We start from the raw sequence: 22449 nt of genomic DNA, 5'->3' as shown, positions 1-22449 counted from the left end.
TGTGGATTGAAAAAACAAGTACTATGTTTTATAACACTTTTTTATTAGATATTACCAGCAAAAAGAGAAAATCCCGTTGAAGGTCATTCAACGGGATTTTCTGTTCTATAATCTATGGAACCAATAAACACCTTCTTTTCCATCAGGCACTTTCAGAGTATATACATTGTTAATCTTCAATGATTTACTAATCACTTCCATTTCTCCCGAATTAGGATGAATATATCTTAAAATGTATTTCCCGGATGACAATTGCACAGGCACCTCTACCCCCGAATTGGAATAAATGATACTTCCGATACCAAATTTTACCATTTTCTTATAATCCTCAGAGTCAGTTTCTTCTACTTCCATCACTGCAGCATCTTTCAGAAACGCCTTATCTTTGCAAGGAATTACCGGACAAGAACCACCAGCCATGAAAACAGCCCATCCCATAGCCGGATAATTCTGTGCATAGAAAGTGACTGCTTTCTCCGGAAACTTACGTCGATATTCATTTACCGCTTTATACGCTTCAGTAAAAGTAACTTTCCCGACTTTCATCTTGCGCATATGTTGTCGGGGAGCCATATTCTTTCCCCCTTCCGGAGCAAAAATGCCATCTGTTTTATAATGCCAATATCGGATATCAATAATATCTACTACAGCTGCCCGCTTTGGATCAGCAAGAATAGCATCCTGCACATCTTTCGTTGTACTTAAAGCGACTTTAGCCTTCTTACCGGTTTCCACCTCCCATTCAGCTATTACATCCAACCAGAACTGTACAAAATGCAGAGGACCGGTAAACTCTGCACTGGTCAATTGAATCACATTCGGATTATCGGCAAAGTTGTCCAAGCACTGACGAATGTATCGTCTATGCAGCTCACGTCGCACAGGATGATTGATATCATAAAACATATCCGCAACAAAAATGCGTTTATCGCCTGCAAAAGGAACAGGTTCCGGGAAGTCCGTTTCATTAATATTATTACTGCTTCTCCAAGGACAGTCCACCCAATGTGCACCGGCTTCCAAAATATTATGCTGGAAATAGTTCTCATGGAACAAGAGCAATCCTTCTCTACTACCCTTTTCCGCAAATTCTTTCAGACGTGCCCAATACCATGCATTGGGACGGTTCAGATCATATTTACTCAAGCCTTCCCAGGCAATGCCTTGACCGCTACGTCCGAAAGGTTGTTCATAAAAGGGGCCCCATACATCTCCATCGCGCCGACGGATGCGTTCATGGTCATCCCGGCGACGATCATACCAAAGTCCATAATTCTGGTCAAATACGAGTATATTATTCCGCTTCATAAAGTTGACGACTGAATCTATACGGTCTGTCAGTCCCAGCCCCTCACGACCGGGAACAAAGCGGGTAATTGCCGGACTTGCTTTCTTCAAATAGTTGGTTCTGAGCTTACCATTCCACCAAGGAGTAGTGCGGCTTTTTCCCACCAACAAGGCCCCATCCATTTGAACACGCCCATTTGCAATAACCATTTCCGGTAAGTCTCGCGTTTCGCCCTGAATTGTCTTTTTCTCTTTAATATCCTCAATAGATTTCAAACCGGCAACTGACACCGAAGGAGCAAATTCCCTCTCCTCAATCCAATGTTCCAACGTCAGACGTGGCTCATAAGCTTCTTTGGCAAGTTCCATCGCCACCTCTACAGTAGGACTGCTCGTTGCACTTGTATTTCTAGGCAGAATACGGGCACGCTCAGCACATTTCTTCTGCAAACGCTCTTCCAACTGGGCATAAAAGATGCTACGAGGTTGCACATGATTATTCGATTCCGCCCATTCACCGTCGCCGGAGAACTGTGCCCAACACCCATACGCGCGGTTTTTCGCCTCTTTTGCCGGAGTATAACACTCTATCTCAGCGGCTGTACATTGCCAGAACAAACTATTCGCCGTATTCCAACCTGCTCCATTCTTATCTTGTCCCAGATTCTTAAATGTAAGATTATGACCGTCGATATTAACCACATCAAACAGCAATCCGCACGCCCAAGAATCAATAGATCCGCTGAATCCCAACGATTCATACGAATCGCATTGCACAAAGGCATTGGGCCCGGCAGCACAATATCCGGCAGCAAAGTCATGAATGCCCTGCTCAGAATAACAACGCTGAAACAAAGTCTGCTGTCCCAATGTATGGAAAGTACAACGGCGCATTCCTCCTATTTCAGATACCGGTTCCCGGGAAATACAGTCCTCAACCGTAATTCTTGATCCGGTGCGCTGGACAATAACCGCACTACCTGAAAAATGTCTGAAACTCACTTGTCTCACCCAACAGTTCTCCGCCTCTCCGATAGAAATACCTGTCCAGCAATGGTCTTCATCTTTGGAATAACGCCTGTCATAATCGGAGACCAATGTCATATTTTCAATTCCACACTCCTGAATGCGACCGTTCCATTGATAAAGAATGAGAGAAGAAGTCCCATATTGAGTATCCAATGCTACCGTCAATGGTGCATCCAGAGTAATCTGATTACCGTTTACTTCGCTGATTGTCCGATCCCATGTCAGGTCCATATCACCCGCCTTCCATCCTAAAGCACCGATGCCTCCTCCAAAGATATCACACCCTAAAGCGGTAATCCACTCCTTACCGGAAGGGCGAGTCACCATTATCCGATCTCCTTTCTTTAAAGAAGTGCCCGAGGCAACTTGTAATGTCCTTTCATTCACAGGGACATAAGCTGAAAGAACCTGCAAGGTATCTTTTGCATTCAAATTATCTATTCCTTCCATATAAATAAGTGCTCCTCTGTCTACACCTTTCTTTAGCAGAATAGTTTTTTCTCTATCCATACCACGCAGAACAATGCCGGACGCGGAAATACGAAGTTCCCCGGATAAGCTGAATTCTCCACGATCCAGCAATACGGCTCCACGGAAACCGGAAGTATTGGGAGTCAATGACGCTACATAGTCAATGGCACGCTGGATTCGCGCAGTATTATCACCCGCCTTCCAGGGTACAAACACTGCATTGCCAACAGAAGGAATATCCTGACCAGAAGCATGGTAGCCGCAATAGGAGAAATCAAGTATCCGGTTTCCCCGTTCATCATTCAGGTAAGTAATTCCTTCATTCTTAACCTGTAAAGCAAAGGTTTGCGCATATCCCTGCACAAACCCTATACTCAATAATCCCAGAAGGATTGTTCTCAATTGCATATTCATTACAATAAACTTTATTTTCTACACATACTTTTATAGCAGACTTTTCCGTTTGGATAATGTATCGTAGTTGTTCTTCAAATCCGTCCAGTCCACTTTCTTCTTCGTATCCATACCGTTGACGTATTTCTCAATATTAGTGTAACCATCTCCATTGCAATCCTTCACGGCATCACTCGGATCATTCGGGTTCAATCCGTTAGCTATTTCCCACGCATCAGGCATACCGTCACCATCGGAGTCTACAATAGGCTCTCCTTTGTACTCGGGCAATCCGCCTACCTGACGGATGTCCGTAATGATACCTTGTTTATAAGAGTCTGCAGGCAAACGTCTTTTCACATAAGGAGAAATGAATTCCGGAGCGTCTTTCACATAAATGGCTTTCCCAGTCTTCACTGTTTTGATAACTCTCGTATCAACAGCATCCCGTTTCGGAAAAGTCGCTCCCACATTACTTAACACGAAATTATAAGCCTTTTGAGCATCCATTATAGTTACAGGAGATGTTTTGAAAGGCTCATCTACCCTTATCTGCGGAATAAATTTTCCGGCATCCACTTCATTGGCTAGTTGTACACCACCATCCCAGTTGTCTTTTGTAACCTTTGCATTTCCATGGACGATATTTCCATTTACATAAGCCTTACCAAAGGACATCGGCTGACTTTTGTCACGTCCGGCTTCCGGCTTCAGAATACGATAAGATATTGGTTTATCCAATGGTGTGATAGGTCCGGGCTTGAAATAGTTATTTATAATGTTATAGAAACTCTTATTATCACCACCGTCAATAGAGCGATTCCACCAGTTGAAAACAACATTATTGACAAAGTTAAAGTCTCCGTCCATACCTACCGAGCTGTTACGACTGATATTTGAAGCAAAAAGATTCCGGCAAAACATACTGTTATGCCCACCGATTGTTGCCCCGAAAGCATGATTGTAGGCATCCAATGCTTCCGAAAATATTGAATTCTGAATCGTGATATTTACAGTCGGCAATTTCAGTCCATGTCCATCCGCTCCCCGGTTATACACATGGCGGTAGATAGACATATTCTCATCCAATCCCCAACTGGCCGAACAGTGGTCTATAATGATATTCCCTACAGCATTTCCTCCCAACGCATCATCACGGAAAGCTACATCCTGCGCACCACGGCGGAAGCGCATATGCCTAATTATGACATCATGCGTATCAACCAGAAAAGAATGTCCGGTAACACAGATACCATCTCCCGGAGCGGTCTGTCCGGCAATTGTGACATAAGGAGCACGCAGGCTGATAGGTGCCTTCAAACGGATAACTCCGGAAACATTAAACACAATGACACGAGCACCTCCTGTTTCACAAGCCTCACGCAAAGTTCCGGGCCCTGAGTCTTCCAAAGAAGTAACCACAATCACTTTGCCACCACGCCCACCGGGAGTATACATGCCTCCGCCTTCCGCACCGGGAAAAGCCGGAATATTACTTTTCACCAAATCTTCCGGTTTGGAAGCCCACGGCTTATAAGGACGTCCTTTTTGTGCTTCTTCCATAACAACCGGAAGGGCTTTCTTCCATGCCGCATCTGATTTCCGGTCGAACTCCGCTTCTTGTTTTGCCGCTCTCGCTTTCACCGAGTCGGGAATGACAGGATACTGTGCTGCCACCGGTAATACGCACGTAGCCAGCATCCATACTGATAATACTTTCTTAATGTTGTTCATTCTTTCGAATCTTAATAGGTTTTCTAAGAAGACGGTTAAGAAAACATTTTGTAATCGGTTATTTCTCTCCTTTCCGCCATTCACTCATATATTCGCGGGGAGTCTGGTTATATTTCTTCCGGAAGCACTTGCTATAATAACCCGAGTCTTTAAATCCGACGGCAAAGGCAATCTCCGAGATACTCAAGTCTGTGTTCTTAATCAATTCGACAGACTTATTCAAACGAATCTCTTTAACCAGGTCGACAGGTGCCAGTCCGGTAAGGCTCTTCAATTTCTTAAAGAATGCCGAGCGGCTTAATCCTATTCCAGAAGCTATAGTATCGATATTAAAATCGCTGTCGTCCATGTTCTCCTCAATCACCTGATGTATCTTTTCAAGGAACTGCACATCCTTCTTCACAAGATATTGCTCATAACTATCTTCCTCCGTTGTTTTTTGATTCTCCATTTGCAGGCGAATCCGTTCCCGGAAGAGCAGCCGCTCAGATAGCAACTGATCAATGCGTGCCAACAGATATTCCTTGCTAAAAGGCTTCGTTATGTAAGCATTGGCTCCCAAAGTGATTGCTTTCGTCTTGGCGCCTTCATCATTCTTTGCGGTCAGGATGATAACCGGAATATGACTGATCTGGAAATCTTTACGAATAGACTGCAACATCTCCAAACCATCCATTTCAGGCATCATCTGATCGGTGACCACGATATCGGGATGATACAGGTGGACTTTCTTTAATCCATCTACTCCATTATTGGCTATATGAATATTAAACTTGTCTTCTAATTGCAGTTTTATCAGCTGACAGAGGTCTTTATTGTCTTCCACCAATAAAAGATTCGGCAAAGAAGCATCTATTTCCGTCTGTTCTTCGGAATCTTCTTCTGCCATGATATCAGTAGAAGACACATCTCCGGCAGGAGCTGTTTCAGTGTCACTGACATAAAAATCGACTTCCGAAATGCGATAATGTTCCTTTCCGAGCAATAGTTCTACAATAAACACGGTTCCCTTTCCTTCAGGGCTTTCAGCACGAATCACTCCATGATGCAGATTAACGATTTCTTTGGAAAGTGCCAGCCCGATACCCGTGCCCTGATAATACGAGTTTTTGGCATTCTCTCCTTGCGAGAAGCGTTCAAAAACCTCGGTCAGCTTATTCTGGGGGATTCCGATCCCGTTATCTTCCACTCTCAGGAAACAGTGTTCCCCATCTTCTGTCAGTCCGGCAACTACATGGATGCTGCCACCGGAAGGGGTAAACTTGAAGGCATTGGATATGATGTTCCGAATAACAATACTCAGCTTCTCCTTATCCGCCCATATCATAATAGCCGCATCCGGTAACTGGAAAGTAAAGCTAACTTCATTTTCTTCGGAAAGAACACGGAATTCCTTTTGGAAAGAGACTACCAACTCATTAAAATCAATCAACGACACATGCAAACGCATCTTTCCATTCTGTATCTTTCGGAAATCAAGTATCTGATTGACAAGTTGTAACATCTGGTTAGTGTTCTTCTCCATTAGTTCCACATATTGCACACCTTTTGGTGAAAGTGTCTCATGCTCTCTCAATTCCTGTATCGGACCTTTTATTAAAGTCAGAGGAGTACGTAGTTCATGAGAAATATTTGTAAAGAACTTGATCTTCATTTCCGAAACCTTCTGTTCGATGTAGATGTCATTCTTCATTTTAATCATAAAGAAAGCCAGACGCAAACTGAAATAAAGGGCTATAATACCCAAGACTACATAAATCACAATAGCCCACCAACTTAACCACCAGGGCGGAAGAATAGTGATGGCCAATGTACGATTGGAAACGAGCTCCGGATTGGCTTCATCTATTGTTTCCACCCGGAAAGTATAGGATCCAGGCGGCACATTCGTGTAAGAAGCAATACGGTTTTTGCCATTGTAATGCCACTCCTTTTCGTATCCTTCAAGGATATATCGATAAAACACACGATTGGGATTATAGAAGTTCAACGCAGCAAATTCAATGGTAAACATAGACTGATTATACTTTAACCTGATTGCATCGGCAAATGTAATCGATTCTTTCAATACAGGATCTTCATGAAAACTACGCAAATCACGATTGGAGATTTTGAAGTCGACTATGCGCGTATCATAGTTCATATTCTGCGTTTCCAGTTTATTAGGTGAAAATGTGAGAATACCTTGCCTGGAACCAAGCCATAAGTCACCACTCAAAGTACGGAGCGCGCTGCTTTCTTCCAACTCAACATTCAGGAATCCATCGTACCTGTCGTAATTACGGAACTGTTCGGTGTCTTTATTGAAACAAGACAATCCTATTTCTGTAGTAAACCAGAGATTTCCGTCTTTATCTTCTACTATTGATTTTACTACATCATTATTCATACCTTCACGGATGCCGTAAGATTTAAAGACAGGTACCCGCCTTTCTTTATCATAGTGTACCAGTTTATTCAATCCTCCCCCAAATACGCTTACCCAGATTTGTGATTCGGAATCTTTGTACAATACATAAATATCATTGTCAGCAACATTCGAACGTTCACTCACCTGGCGGTAAGTTTCAAATTGAATCTCTTCGGGATTGGTGAAATGACCATCAAAAGACATCAGACCATCCATTGTTCCTACCCAGATACGTCCGTCATTATCCTCCGTCATTGTACGCACTTCCATATAAAGCCCATAAAGCGGATATTGCTTCAAACCATTATACTTATGCTTGAAGGCAATTGTCCCGTTCGCTTCACTGATCAGATTCAAACCACCACCTAACAAACCAACCCAAATACGCCCCTGGCTATCCTGATAAGTGAAATACACATCATTACTACTGATTGAATTCGGATTCTTAGGATCATTTTTATAACGTACGAAGCGTAACCCTTGAGGAGAATTCATATCCGGTTCAGCCTTCACAAGACCATTGCCTTTGGTAGAGAACCAAAGATTCCCATCTTTATCTTCCATGATATGATATACAGCTCCCACCAGATAATTCTTTTCCGAGAAAACCTGCTTTACCTGTCCATTACTATCAAGGCGATAAAGGGCCTGCCAACGGGTTCCTGCCCAGATATCGCCATTCTTTGCCTGATACAGAGCGCGTATCCCCTGATTCCAGGAATTAGGTTTTTCATCACCAACCGGCACCGGTGACACTTCTTTAAGTACTTGGAACTGCTTCTTGGGAAAGTTAACCCTGTACACCCCATTATCTGTAGAAGCCAACCAGAGAATCTCGTCTTTGTCCAGCAATAGATGAAAAAACAGTTGTCCGGGAGCATCATCAACGAAAGGCTTTGATTGATTCAGACGAACCATCTCCAGTTTCTCCCGGTCGAACAAAAGAATCTCTCCACCCGGAGTCAGAAAAAACATACCCTGTTCACCGGCATCTTGCATTTCAAAATTTCCTATGGAATTCTGTTTAGGAAATGTAAAGCGGCGATTGGCTTTATTTAAAGGATCATAGTATACCAATGCATTATTACCTTCCTGAAACCAAATTTTATCATATTTGTCTATAAATATAGTTCCTGTTTCTCTCCCGTCGATGGAAAGCGGCAACTTTGTCAATTGCTTATAACCGATATTATATTCATATACTCCTTCACCTGTAGTAATATAGACCAACCCTGTCTCTGTTACCAGCAAATTTACGACCGACTGATCTATTCCCGGTATTTCATAACGATTGACCACTCCATTTTCCGGATCAATACTATAAATATGTCCGTTCCGGTCACCTAACCATAAGCATCTGGAGTTATAAGATGCACAGGTGAACTGGTCGGGGCTACCGGCTATCTTCTTCTGAATGAAATCGGCAGGCTTATCTTTCAACCCCGCTCCTTTCCTTAACGAAAGTATCTGATAATCCATACCCACCCAATTGATAAATTCGGAAGTCTCGCATAACACATTATGCTTCAAACGCATATCGTAGTGATTGATATTAGGGCGTGAATCGTGCAATTGCTTCATTGTAATTTTGCCCTCTTTATCAGTATGCGCACGAAGCAGACTCTTATCCTTGGTCAGCAATAGGACATCCCCATCCGCAGTTGTCTGAATCTTGATAATCTGAATATTTTCAGAGTATTCCTTCACATCGTCATAAACCGCATGAAAACTTTCATGCTTCTTATCAAACAGATAAAGTTTGCGATCAATGGTCTTGATCCAAAGAAAACCATTTTTATCTTCTATGATACGCTGAATCTTACGTGGAGGAATATCAGCCGAATAGAATCCGTCACGATTATCGTACGAACGAAACTTAGTGCCGTCAAAACTACATAAGCCATACCAAGTGCCGAACCAGACAAAGCCTTCGCTACCTTTTAAAGTACAGTTTACAATATTATTAGGTAACCCTCGTTCGGCCGTGTAATGTTCCACAATCATGCTGGGATAGGCAAAGCTTGTAAGCCCTATCACCGATAGAAATAGTATTAGAATAGATCGTTTCTTCATTTATAACAACAGTTGATATAAAATGTATCCAAAGATAAGCTTTTTCTAACAGTGACTAAAATTATCACTCCCTTATTTTAGATTATTCTTTTGTTCCGAACTCCGTCTGCTGACGCTCTACCTCATCCAACACCTTTTGGCGTTCTTCTTCCGTCAACTGTATTTTCTTGTCAGTTGTATCTTTTTGTAACCTTGTTCTCACAGCCGCAGAAGCTATTTCCCGCTCCTCATAACAAAAAGGAAATTCTGCAGGAACACTTTCGAACTCCAGCTCCGCAGCCGTCGGAGCTTGTGTACCCTCAAATAGCACACGGGCTTTCACTTTGATCTTTCCGGCTTTTCTGGTAGAACGAATCAGTACAGGGGCAGAACCGAACTCCACTGCACGGGGATTCGCACCAATAGTAGCATCGCCAATAATATCTCCTTCCCCTTCTACGGTAAAGACGATATTCTCTTTAGCCAGGCGTCTCACATTTTCATTGTCATCAGTCACCTCAGCCACCACTACAATGAAATCAGAACCATCCGCCACCAGATTCACATTCCCTGTATCCGCATATAGCCTCAATTTAGTGGAACGCCGTGAAGGCATCTTCTTCTGAGTGCATACTACTTTCCCATTTATAATGCCTTCTACAATCATATTCACTTTTTGCCAATTCTTCTGAGTATAACTATAACTGCGAGCTTCCCAGAAATCCCATACATTTTCAAAAACAACAGGGGCATTCGGCAGATGACCTTTGGCATGAACCACCGGCTTCGTCCATGTCTTTGTTCCATCATAGACAGAAAGTCTGACAGAATCACAATTACTGAAAACCACTACATCTTTATCAGAGAACTGCGACATTTCATGAGCAACGAAAACCATGGGTCCACACTCAGCCAAAGGATGCCGCAGACTGGCTGAAGACTGACTGCGGAACATCTCGTATGCATATTTTTTCTGACGAAAAGCATCATAAATACCTCCCCAATATGGGTCAGGGTGATACCCTCGTTGGTGATCGAACGGATGCCACTGGGCACCACCGATAAACAGGCCCGTAGTGCGATACATCTCATCATAACTCTTAGCCAGAGAAAGTGCCTGCACCAGCAACGGATGTTCTCCCCAGCTGCGGCTTGCACGGTTATCATTATTGTGGGCATACCAGTCATCCACATTCTCCCCGAACTCACGAGTGAAGATACATTGCTCCGGCCTGTCTTCCTTTTCATCATCACCGGGCCAACCATAAACCACATCATAATGTTCTTTTACTCCTGCCGAATGTACATCAGCAGCAGCTACCGGACGCCCCGGATACGGATATTCTTCTTTGGTAATATCAAGAGCCTTCAAAGCGAAATCAAGCGGGTAACGGGTTTCATTCAAGATAGGTTCCCACATCAAAACAGAAGGATGATTGCGGTCACGACGGATCATTTCACGTGTATTCCGATGGACAAGCTCTCCAAATTGCAGATCTTTGTTCCAATATTGCCACCCCGGCGTAGCGACAATTACAAATAGGCCAAGTTCGTCACATGCATCCATGAAAGACGGGTCCTGCGGATAATGGGCTGTACGGATAATAGTGCATCCTGCATCACGTAAACGCTTGGCATCACGCCATTGCTGGGAGTTTGGTAAGGCATTGCCCACATAAGCGAAATCCTGATGACGGTTGGCTCCCACCAACTGACCGAAAAGTTTGCCATTCAGCCAAAAGCCATCTTTACCACGGAATTCCGCCAGACGAATTCCGACACGGGTGATTCCGCCATCTATGGACTGATTGCCTTTTTTAAGGCGAGACTGTACTCTATATAAATAAGGTGTATCCGGCGACCATAGCTTCGGATTCTTCACTTCCATTTGCTGACGGATTATTTTCTTCTCTCCCGATTGCAAGGAGAGTTTACCGGATATGCGCCTGATTATTTTGCCGTCAGCATCTGTCAGTGTCGTCTCTACAATCACAGATTCAGAACGGGTATTTTCATTCTGTACTTCCGTATTGACACAGACTTGCGCACTCTTTTCACTGATCTGATCGAAGTGAACAAACACACCACCTCCGGCAACTGTCTGCGATTCGATGGCATCAGTAATGGATATAGGGGATTTGGCAATCATCCATACATCCCGATAGATGCCTCCATGATAGGTGAAATCCAAGGTATACTGACGCTTACCCGGAGGATAGGATTTATCATCGCTGTTATCTACAAAAACAGCAAGCAGGCAGGAGTCTCCGGCTTGCACTCCATAGGTTGTCAAGTCCAGTGTGAAAGGCAGATAACCGCCTATATGCTCCTGAATACGTTTTCCGTTCAGATAAAGAATTTGTTTCCCCATCGCAGCTTCAAAATGGATGGATACCCGTTGACCTTTAGTCTCTGCGGGAACGACGAAATGCTTGCGATACCAGACAGGTCCCTGATAGTTCCGGCATCCACTGGCCTCAGCAGGCATTAGTTCCACTGTGTGAGGGGTGGAGACAACTTCCCATGAACAATCATCGAAGTTCACTGTTTCCGCTCCAGATATGTCGCCTTTGAAGAAGCGCCAGCCCGGATTGAAATCATATACCTGCCGTCCGCTTCCGGGAAGCTGAATGAAACCGGCAACTGAGGTCTCGGGACGGTAAGTTCCTGTCGCTTTCCCTGATAATGGGAATAAAAACAAAAAGGCTGACAAAGTTAAAAACAAGTTCTTATTCATATTTCTTAGTTTGATATCATCATTTTGTCTCTTGAATCATTATCACCACATCCTTCTTCCTACTTTCCGGTGACACTTTTAAATCTGTCACTTTACCCTCTTTCAAAGTAGCCTCTACTGTTGTTTTACCGGGTGCATGAAGTTTGAAGTGCACATTCCATTCTAGAGGCCAAGCCGGAAACAGGAGTATCAGTTCTCCGTTTGTCTGCAACAGCATCTCCTGAAGCCCTATCATGCCGCTTCCTCCCCAGTTGTGATCAGGCGTCCAGTCATAGCCGGGGCCCCAGAAAGCCGGAAAGCGATGCGGGCCGTTGGATAATTTAGCCAGATTAAGCCGTCGGGATTCTTCAGTCAATCCTAAACATGCAGCCCAGATATTATCTTGTTTCCATCCGATATGCGAACGAAAATTAACCGCTTCGGGATCATAGAAATAAGTGTTGCGGGCAACCTCCAACTTTTCTTTGCCAATGCCGTAAACACGCCACGGAAATACGGGATAGAGTTGCGGAGTCTCCACATTATTAATACGCTCCCAACTCTTAGCAGGGGCAATCGTTTGTTTCAGCACCGGCATAGTTATGGAATTCGCAGAATCCTTTACTTCGATATAACGCAATGGTATCGGTGGGATTACTTCCAGCATTTCGTTCTTCCGTCCGTAAGTTTCCAGCACGGTCCGCAATGCGGCAATAGTGCTGCTGGCATTATTAGTCATTTTATAGGTTTCACAGGCAGAACCCGGAAAGAGAATCAGGTGTCCTTCTCCATCCAACTCCTTCCGTCCACGACGGGAAGCAAGCATACGATAATGCTCATCAAAGAAAGTCAATGAACTTTCAATCAAAGGCAAATAGGAAGTGATATCCGCATCGGTATAATTATTCGTCTCAAGTATCATTTGGCAGAATTCGAGTGCGGTATCCCATTCGTATTCCAACCATGCGTTGTATTCCAGTCCTTTATCGAACCCTTCCGGGCGTTTAAAACCATATTCGGCAGGATTGGGTAAACCGAAATTCTCTATCTGTTCGCAGAAACAGGCTCCCCCGTGTTGCCAATACACACGGCTGCGCAATTCGGCATTCTTCAACATCCGGTTATAGAAATCAAACTGGGCAGGCATCATGTCAGAATCACCGCTTTTCAACATCGGCCAATATACCAGACGTTGATTCTGTGCAGTCATTGTGCCACCTCCCCATTTCCGATAATCAGGAGTAAATGCCTGTTTCGGATCTATATGTGAAGGATCAAAGGTGAACAAGCCACCATTGAACTTGGTAGGAACATTGCCATAAGCATTACAGCCTAGCATATAGCGGAAAAGAGTATAATTCCGGGTTATCTCCCCAGCCTCTCCTTCTGCCACAATGAAACTACGTTGCCAGAAAGCGTTCCACCATTGGCGGGTTTGTTTCTTATCTTGCGAAAGCACTTTCATAGAAACCTTTCCATGTGGCATTATTCTCCTCAGGCCGACTTGTAAGTCTTGTATCCACTGTTCTTCTGTCTCCGTCTGATCTGTATGCAGTACAACGAAAAAGTGTTGTTTTCGGGATACTTTCGATGAACGAAACTTCCAGGCCCGATAATCAGTTCCGGCATATACCGCATCTGAGATTCCGGCATATTCCAGATTCTCACCTGACAGGCATCCTCCGAACGTCAGGTTCTTTAAAGGATTCATCAACCGGGATTTGACTGTATCCATACCTTGCTGGGATACTGCTACATCAAAAACGGTCTCTTCCGGATTACGGTGATAAAACGTAATAAGTGGAGAATTAAGAGTGGAGAATTGAGAGTTTGGGAGGGGACGGATAGTGTCGGCACTTGTTACTGCTCCCTGGGGAGGAGCCCATTTGTAAGAGCATTGTTGCCCCTCTCCTTTCCGGATCGGCCGGTCCCGGTATCTCCAATTCTCATAAAAGATTTCTGCCTGCAAGGGACGGGCATTGACAATCTCTACATGAACTACGGGATGGAATACATCCGCCCAAATTTGAATTCGTGTACCTTCTGCCGAAATCTCTACGAATCCGTCATTAAGCATTAATTCCTGCCGGAACTCTTTTGTTTCTTTAAAAGGATTGGGAGACAGGCGGATACGAAAACGCCCCTGTTTCAGCAGACAATTATTCTCATCAAAAGTACCGCTGCGACTCAGATAAAACAATACATCACCCTCTTCTACCCACACATTCATACCGATATCTCCACCTCCACACGGCATTGATTCGGAAGAATTACGACTGGGGGTATTCCAAACAACATTGGCATGCTGGCTCCAAAGAGCCGACACGCCAACAAGAATCAGGATTATAATCAGATAAATTCTTTTCATATTTCACACGCATCACCAGTCATCCGAACGGAAAGAACCTAACGGCAAACCGTCACAATAGACATCTCCTTCCACATAATTCACAAAACCATATCGCACAGCAACAGGATGTGGTACCATCTCACTTTTTACAAGCATCTTGCTGCGTTCGATCCATGCTTTAGCCGGATAGAATACTTTGTCTTCACCCGCTACCTCAAAATTCTTCGATTCAAAACAGTTCTTGCCACTAATCCACATGCCAGCACGTTCGAAACTCACAATGACCGTGTCATTCTTTATTTCAATGCTTTTATAATAAGGGCTTTCACCGTTTACTCCTTCTATCCCGTAAGTCTTTGTCAGGGCAAGAAGTGCCAATCGCTCACCGGCAACTTGCTTACGGGCAGGATGAATGCCTTTTTCCATCCCTGCATCCAGCAGTACGGCCATACCGGTATTGGGTACACGGTGCTCTACTTGCGCCTGTGCTTCGCGGAGATAGGCTGTATTGATTACTTCTTTTCCACGTTCCGTGATAATTCCATAATCGTATGGAGCTATCTGGCAGTAATAAAAAGGAAAATCACCTTGTTTCCATTCGGTACGCCATCCGTTAATGAGTGTCGTAAACATATCCGCATAGGTATGGGCACGATTCCAGTTATCCTCACCCTGATACCAGATGACTCCTTTCATGGTCAGTCCGATCAATGGGTGCAACATACCATTATACAGTACGGTTGGAGTACGGTTCTTTGATTTGATATCTGTCTCCGACCGGGGTATCTTTGCATCCGGAAAAGCTTTCAGCCAGTCGGCAGTCATCCAAGCTTCGCAAGCCGAACCACCCCAGGCAGCCACTATCAAGCCTACCGGAACATCCAATATTTCATTTACCAACCGCCCGAAGTAATAGGCTGTCGCACTGAAATCACGCACTGTAGCCGGACTTGCCTCTTTCCAAGAGCCTGTCACATCATTTTGCGGAGTGAACGTAGAGGTACGTTTCACTGTGAATAGTCTTATCTTAGGGTTCCTGCTACGGAGAATATCCATATTAGCGTTCTCTACAGGCTGGTTTTTAAAGCCTTTCATAGGCATCTCCATATTGCTTTGACCGGAGCAAAGCCATAATTCCCCTATCAGAATATTGCTCAGAACTTTCGGAGTTCCATCATCAAAAGTAACAGTATAAGGTCCGCCTGCTTCGGGAGTGGAAACGGCTAGTTTCCATGCACCTTGTTTATCCGTTGTTGCTGCATACAGTTTTCCATCCCAGCTAGTGCGGACGGTTACTTTCTTATTGGGAGTTGCCGTCCCCCAGAGATTGGCATGGGTCTGTTGCTGCATAACCATGCCATCCGAGAAGATGGCAGGCAGGTGCACTTCTGCATGAGTTGACAGGCAAACTGCAAATAGAAAAAGAGCAAGTGTAGTGCCTGCTGTAGCTATTAAGTTTTTCATCGTTGTATATTTAGGGTTCTCACAGAGTTCAGGATAAGCATCCCAAAAAGAGAAGAACCGGATTCCGTAAAGAGAAGACGGAAAAGAGGGAAGTTTGTACTCAATAAAATGAAAATTTAGCGGGCAAAGCCCGCCCAAACAACGAGCTACCAGTGGCAAGTATCCGAACTGTGTATCAAAAAACTATCAGATATTAGCTTAACGCTAACATACAGAAAGATACTTGTTGTTTATAGTCCGTTATTTACTTTAGCTTAGAATCCATCAGTGATAAGCTCTTTTCCCACTACGACTGAAGATAGTTCCCATTAGGACTGAAGGTACTTCCCACTAGGACTGAAGCCACTTCCCACTAGGACTGAACTCGTGTTCCACTACGACTGACATTAGTGGAACAGCAAGTGCATTGCCACACAGACAGTTATGCTCTTTGCATCACTCCTATATAACTCATATCGGGAAAGGTAATGAGTTTTCACCACAGAGTAACACAGAGTTTCACGGAGTTCTATTCTTTTGATTTCAAATTGATTAAACTCTGTGAAACTCAGTGTTACTCTGTGGTGAATTAATTCATAACCCTACAGAAAGGAATGAAACCGGTCCCAGCAGTCCCGCCGGAAGCAGTGTTTTTTCCTGTCTCCTATATTTGGCATTCGTCCAGATTCCGCTGAATGGTGCTTTTCCTTCATCAGCTCCTTTGAGAGCATTCGCCCAAGTATTGGTCACCTCTATTTCGAGTTCATTTGTACCCTCCTTTAAAGCTGCCGTAATATTAGTCCGGTAAGGAGCAGTCCAGATTGTTCCACAGTCCACACCATTCACGCGGACAGTTGCCAGGTTGCAGACCTTTCCCAAATTCAGATAAACAGTTGTTTCCGGTTTGTCTTTCCAATGGAATGCAGTCCTGTAGACGGCTGTTCCCGAATAGTACCGGATCTTCTCATCCTGCTCCCGGCTCCAATCGAAAAGTTCTTTCCGATTTACGGTCCTGCCATTAGTTATGAAATTCACTGTATACTCTCCCAATTCTACTGCAACCTCCGAAAACTCTTTCGCAGAATAACTCCCCTCCTTCTGTTGCTTCTGTAAACTCTTCTCATCACCGAAACAGTTCTTTTCTGTCGGATATACGATGAATACGGATTCATTCGGCGCCAACGTCAGTGTAACTTCCGTTCGATTATTCTTCTGTTCATACGAAGGCCGGAAGTCTATTTCTCCTGTCAATGGATTCCAACATTCGGGCTTTCTGCCGTAGATACGCATACTTGCAGTGAAAGTACGTGTCTCTTCCCGTTGGTTAGCAATAAAATAAATATCCCCCTGTTCTCCCCGACGATGCGTCCAAGCAACATCTTCCGGCACAATCAGATCACGTTCCAATCCGTATGCCGAGAAGTCATCTCCGGTATAAGGAAGGTCAGGAATCAATATGCCCGCTTTCTTCAATTCATTAATCTTCTTCTCTACTTCAGGAGACAACTCTGCCTGTTCCGGATTCATCGGTCGAGGAAGCGGTACGACCAACACTTTATAACTGACTCCACCCGGCAATGTCATCCTGCCATCTTCCACTTTCGCCAACCGGAGCAATGCATCCTTGTTGAAACTATCATAAGCATAACCACGAAGCGGATTCACCCATTTCTCCGGATCAACCATATTGGCAGAATGCGTAACGCCCACAGGACGCACACGCAAAGGTTGTCCTTCATTCGTCCGACGAATACGCTCACTTTCCACACGCTCCGCCCCGAAAATACCCGGAAGAGAAGGAACCAATCGGTCCGGCAGTACTGCACGCCTTGGAATCTCTTCTCCTGTGAAAACGGCAATATCTACTACCGGATGTCCATACTGTAGCAATGCTTGACAACGTGTGGCATAATCAGAAAGTGCCTTTGCCCCTTTATTCCACCAGGTCTGATCTCTCTGAAAGAAAAGGCCGATGCCATCCAATGTCATACCGGGTTTGCGATCCAGCCATGGATTGTGGACATACACATGATAAAAAAGGCGGTTAATCCCCAATGCATAATTCCGGTCGAGCAACGCCTTCAACATTCCGGGATGTTCATCCCATGTACCGCGCACCTCCGTAAATCCTTCTGCCTGGATAATACTCTTTCCATAAATATGTGCCCCACTGACAGCATCCAGCATATCATTCAGTTTGTCATGGGTAGGACTGTTCAGCCAGAATTCTCCCATGGGAAGGTCCACCATTTGGTAATGCAACAACCCATCGCTCACCATCGTGGGAGCTACACATTCTGCCGAGAACTGACAATCATATTCTTTAGCACAATCCGCCAATACTTTATAAAAGACATCAACAACAAGCTCGGATATAGTAGTACGAACATCCCTCAGAATCTCTTCACTCCGTTCTACACTTTCCATCGGAATACCCGCCAGTAACGGTAAATAAGGCATCAGGTCGTATCCGCGACGTTTCCGGAATTCAGCTACAAACGTATCACTCCAATTCTGACTGCCACATTCCCAGCTATCCACATGCATGTACTTCAATACACAGCGTGCAACGTCTGAATCTGTCTTTAGAAATGCCTGTGCAAACCAGTTGTCGAACTGTTTACGCACTGTTTTCGCACTGAACTTATCACATTCCAACCCCTTTCCCCCTCCGGCAGTGGCATTGGTATGTCCGGTGGCAGTATGCCCCATACGCAATAATTTCCATTTTCCCTTGGGAAGAGTAGTTGTCAATATACCCGCTTTACATTGATCGGTCAGATTGATAATCTGTGAAAGAGAATAGCAATCTTTCTTTCCGACTTCCGCTTCTTTCGTAGCCGAGGCAACACGCCATACCAGTCCAGCTTTCCCTTCCCACTGATTCAACCGGGCTTCCCGGTGCAGTCGCAACTGCTTTATCTTCAAATTAGGTTTCCACTTGGCTGCATCCATATCCTCACTTCCCGGCTCACTCCCTTCAGGAGTCCAATAGAAGCGGAAATAGCGAGCGATAGTTGCAGGAATGGCATGCGTTGAATTCTCATCCGTATTCTGCCATCCCTGACGGGCAGGTACCAACTGTTTCACCAAATGAAAATTCACTCCGTCATCACTTGCCATCACTTTCAGTCGATGCGCCTGATAGTTATTACCACTCAGAATCACTTCAACGTTACGACAGGTAAAAGGACGCTCGTATTCATACTGGATATAACAAGGATATGAAGAACGGATAACACCGACAGCATCCATATTCACCGCTTTGGGAGAATCAGCATGCTCTTCCATAGCTATATTGACACATGTTATTCGGGCCGGCATCTCATCCGGTACTTCCTTTATGGGCAAAGCAAACAGAGAGATATCTTCATAAAAACCTTCATAGGCCTCGGGCTGTGGCAGACGGAGCGCCTTATGTTTACCCCCCTCAACGATTGTGTCACTCCATACCACCTTCTGCATAGATTCCTCCGGACTGATCCAAGGGCCACCGGCTAATGCAAAACCATCACAGATATGCATACCCAACTTTAATCCCAAACGATTGGCTTCTTCCATACTGAAACGCACCATCTCCCACCATTCAGGTGTCAATTGTTGTGCTTTTCCATTATATTGCGCTCCTTCATTAATTCCCTTAATCGGCATCAGATACGTACCTCCCAGCCCAGCTTGCTTCATAGCCTCCAAATCGGCAGTAATCCCTTCTTTTGATACGGCACCATACATCCAATACCAGAACGTCCAGGGTTTTGCCTCTTCTGAAGGATGAAGAAATTGTTCGTGAAGTGAACGTATCTGTTGAGCGGAGGTAGGGTTGGCAACGATCCACAACAGTAAGGATGCTATGAATATTCGGAATTTAAACTGAGTTTTCATTCTTATCTTAAATTATTTATATAAGTAAGGGGTTTATTAATTCATAACCATACCCCAAAGACGAAAAACCGCCTATTTTGTACTCATCCTCCTCCTTCCTTCAACGATTCCCCCAAAGCCCTTTATAAGTACCATACTGCAAGCAATAACATTCTTTTGACAACAAATTCCTCAAAATATAAAAGTTATCTCTATATTTGCCCACTGAGATTTTAATAAAGGATAGAAAACAGGAGCAAAAAGATATATGAAAGAGAAGCCAAATATTGACTGTGAGAAATATCGCCAGATTGCGCAAATGGCTAAAATGGGTTGGTGGGAATCGGACCTGAAGAATCGCCAATATATTTGTTCAGACTTTATAATTGACTTACTCGGACTTGAAAGCGACCGGATCAGTTTCGAAGATTTTCATGAAAGAATACGGGAGGATCATCGGAGGCGACTCAGGAATGAATACTTTTCGCTCACAAACATAGAAACCTATGAGCAGATGTTCCCCATCCGGGCAAAAGATGGGGATATATGGGTCTATTCTAAAATCAGCTTCAAACAACCGGATGAAGAGGGGTACAAAAATATGATAGGATATCTGCAATGTATAGACAAGCAGACCGGAGAAACGAGTGAAAATGCAGACTCTCTCCAGGTAAACAGCCTGCTTTATCAACAAAACAGCCTTTCTTATTCATTACTCGCTTTTCTGCAATCGGATGATATTACACAGATCATCAATAAAATATTGGCAGATCTCCTCAAACAAACCAAAGGAGACCGTACCTATATATTCGAAATAGACCGGGAACATAAAATACAAAGTTGCATTTACGAAGCAACAGCCGAAGGAATATCCCAGGAACTGGATTTCCTGCAAGATGTACCTTGGGATGATTCTCTCTGGTGGGATCGCCAAATCTCAGAAAAGAGATCAATCATTCTGAATACATTGGATGATATGCCTCCTGAAGCAAAAGTTTACCGTGATACCTTGGAGGTGCAAGACATTAAATCGGTAATGGTAGTCCCTCTCCTATCGAAAGATAAGGTATGGGGATATATGGGCATCGATATGGTCAGAACACACCGCAGCTGGAGTAACATCGACCATCAATGGTTTTCTTCTTTAGGAAACATCATCAGCATTTGCCTCCAATTACGTAAAGCGGAACTTCAGGCTAAAGAGGATCGCCGCGCATTGGATCACAGTGAGAAAATTCTTCGTAATATTTATAAGAATCTGCCGGTAGGTATCGAGCTCTATGACAAAGACGGGTATCTGGTAGATATGAATGATAAAGAACTTGAAATATTCGGCTTGGCGGATATGAAAGAAGCACTGGGGGTATCACTGTTTGAGAATCCCAATATTCCCGAAGACGTGAAAGAAAAATTACATGCCAAAGAGAATGTGGACTTCTCTATTAATTATGACTTTTCTAAAATCGACCGATACGTCACAAGTCGAAGAAAAGATGTTATCAATCTTCAAACCAAAGTGGCTCTGCTTTACGATTCGCAGAATCAATTCAGCAATTACCTGTTTATCAATATAGATACAACAGAAACCACCAGTGCATACACCAAAATACAAGAGTTTGAGCATCTGTTCCTCTTAATAGGTGACTATGCCAAAGTAGGGTTTGCTCATTTTAATATAATGACAAGAGACGGGTATGCCCAGAATACATGGTACAGGAATTTGGGTGAAAAAGAAAACACTCCCATGCCTCAGGTTATCGGAGTGTATTCTCATGTTCACCCGGAAGATTGCGCTGTTCTGAAACAATTTGTAGGTCAGGTTAAAGAAGGGAAAGCCACTAGTTTAAGTAAAGAAGTACGCATCAACAGAGGTAACGGAAAATATTCGTGGACCAGTATAAACGTAATGGTCAGGGATTATCGTCCTCAGGATGGAGTTATTGAAATGCTGTGTATCAACTATGATATCACTCCCTTGAAAGAGACAGAACAGAAGCTGATCATTGCCCGTGACAAAGCCGAAGAACTGGACCGCTTGAAATCTGCTTTCCTTGCCAATATGAGTCATGAAATACGTACTCCGCTCAATTCTATCGTTGGTTTTTCCAGTCTGCTGGCAGAAACAGACGACAGGGAAGAACGCCAGGAATATATCAAAATAGTAGAAACAAATAATGAATTGCTTCTGCAACTGGTTTCTGATATTCTCGATCTTTCGAAGATAGAGTCCGGAACATTCGACTTCGTACGTTCCGACCTGGATGTAAACGAAAGCTGCATGAAAATCATCAAATCGATGGAGATGAAAGTGCCGGAAACTGTGGATCTGGTCTTTGAGAAGTATATGCCCGATTGCCATATTTATACAGACAAGAACCGATTCATGCAGGTCATAACCAATTTCATAAACAATGCATTGAAGTTTACGAAACAAGGCACTATCGCTTTAGGATATGAACAGACGGCACCTCACGAAATAAAATTCTATGTACGTGATACAGGTTTCGGGATTCCCAAAGAGAAAATTGATAGCATATTCGAACGGTTTGTGAAACTCAATACCTTTGTACAGGGTACCGGTCTCGGACTTTCCATCTGCAAAAGTTTAGTATCTCAGATGGGAGGAAAAATCGGAGTGGAATCAACCGAAGGAGAAGGTTCATGCTTTTGGTTTACTCATCCGTATTAATCATTTTATTTTGT

At 43.9% G+C, this 22449-nt stretch carries 8 protein-coding genes; 1 reads left to right on the top strand and 7 read right to left on the bottom strand.

Going from position 1 to position 22449, the window contains the following annotated elements; all coding sequences use genetic code 11:
• Window positions 1–105: 105 nt before the first annotated feature.
• The 7 genes from K429_RS0121535 to K429_RS0121505 all read right to left on the bottom strand — a co-directional run bounded on the left by K429_RS0121535 (window position 106) and on the right by K429_RS0121505 (window position 19767).
• Window positions 106–3201 (bottom strand): DUF6298 domain-containing protein, encoded by a 3096-nt coding sequence (locus tag K429_RS0121535; protein ID WP_029327999.1) that lies wholly within the window; start codon window positions 3199–3201, stop codon window positions 106–108.
• A 30-nt stretch (window positions 3202–3231) separates the two neighbouring features.
• The gene (locus K429_RS0121530; RefSeq protein WP_029327998.1) at window positions 3232–4914 is read right to left on the bottom strand and encodes a polysaccharide lyase; all 1683 of its coding nucleotides are present in this window, start codon (window positions 4912–4914) and stop codon (window positions 3232–3234) included.
• Between the two features lie 58 nt (window positions 4915–4972).
• Window positions 4973–9397 (bottom strand): two-component regulator propeller domain-containing protein, encoded by a 4425-nt coding sequence (locus K429_RS0121525; RefSeq protein ID WP_029327997.1) that lies wholly within the window; start codon window positions 9395–9397, stop codon window positions 4973–4975.
• An 82-nt stretch (window positions 9398–9479) separates the two neighbouring features.
• A complete protein-coding gene (locus tag K429_RS0121520) occupies window positions 9480–12113 on the bottom strand; it encodes a glycoside hydrolase family 2 (protein WP_029327996.1) in 2634 nt (877 codons plus the stop codon).
• Between the two features lie 19 nt (window positions 12114–12132).
• On the bottom strand, window positions 12133–14460 hold the full coding sequence (locus tag K429_RS0121515) for a DUF5703 domain-containing protein (protein ID WP_029327995.1): 2328 nt from the start codon (window positions 14458–14460) through the stop codon (window positions 12133–12135).
• A gap of 12 nt (window positions 14461–14472) precedes the next feature.
• Entirely contained in the window at window positions 14473–15906 is a 1434-nt protein-coding gene (locus K429_RS0121510; RefSeq protein WP_029327993.1) for a sialate O-acetylesterase, read from the bottom strand.
• 573 nt (window positions 15907–16479) lie between these two features.
• Window positions 16480–19767, bottom strand: a complete 3288-nt coding sequence (locus K429_RS0121505) for a glycosyl hydrolase (RefSeq protein ID WP_029327992.1) — start codon at window positions 19765–19767, stop codon at window positions 16480–16482.
• Between the two features lie 247 nt (window positions 19768–20014).
• On the opposite strand from K429_RS0121505, the gene K429_RS0121500 reads away from it, so the two are divergent.
• On the top strand, window positions 20015–22435 hold the full coding sequence (locus K429_RS0121500) for an ATP-binding protein (protein ID WP_029327991.1): 2421 nt from the start codon (window positions 20015–20017) through the stop codon (window positions 22433–22435).
• Window positions 22436–22449 lie beyond the last annotated feature (14 nt).

Origin of the sequence: Bacteroides sp. 14(A) (assembly GCF_000526555.1) — a bacterium.
GTDB lineage: Bacteria > Bacteroidota > Bacteroidia > Bacteroidales > Bacteroidaceae > Bacteroides > Bacteroides cellulosilyticus.
Note: the sequence above shows the minus strand (reverse complement) of the source record. Positions and strands in the feature narration are given on the sequence as shown.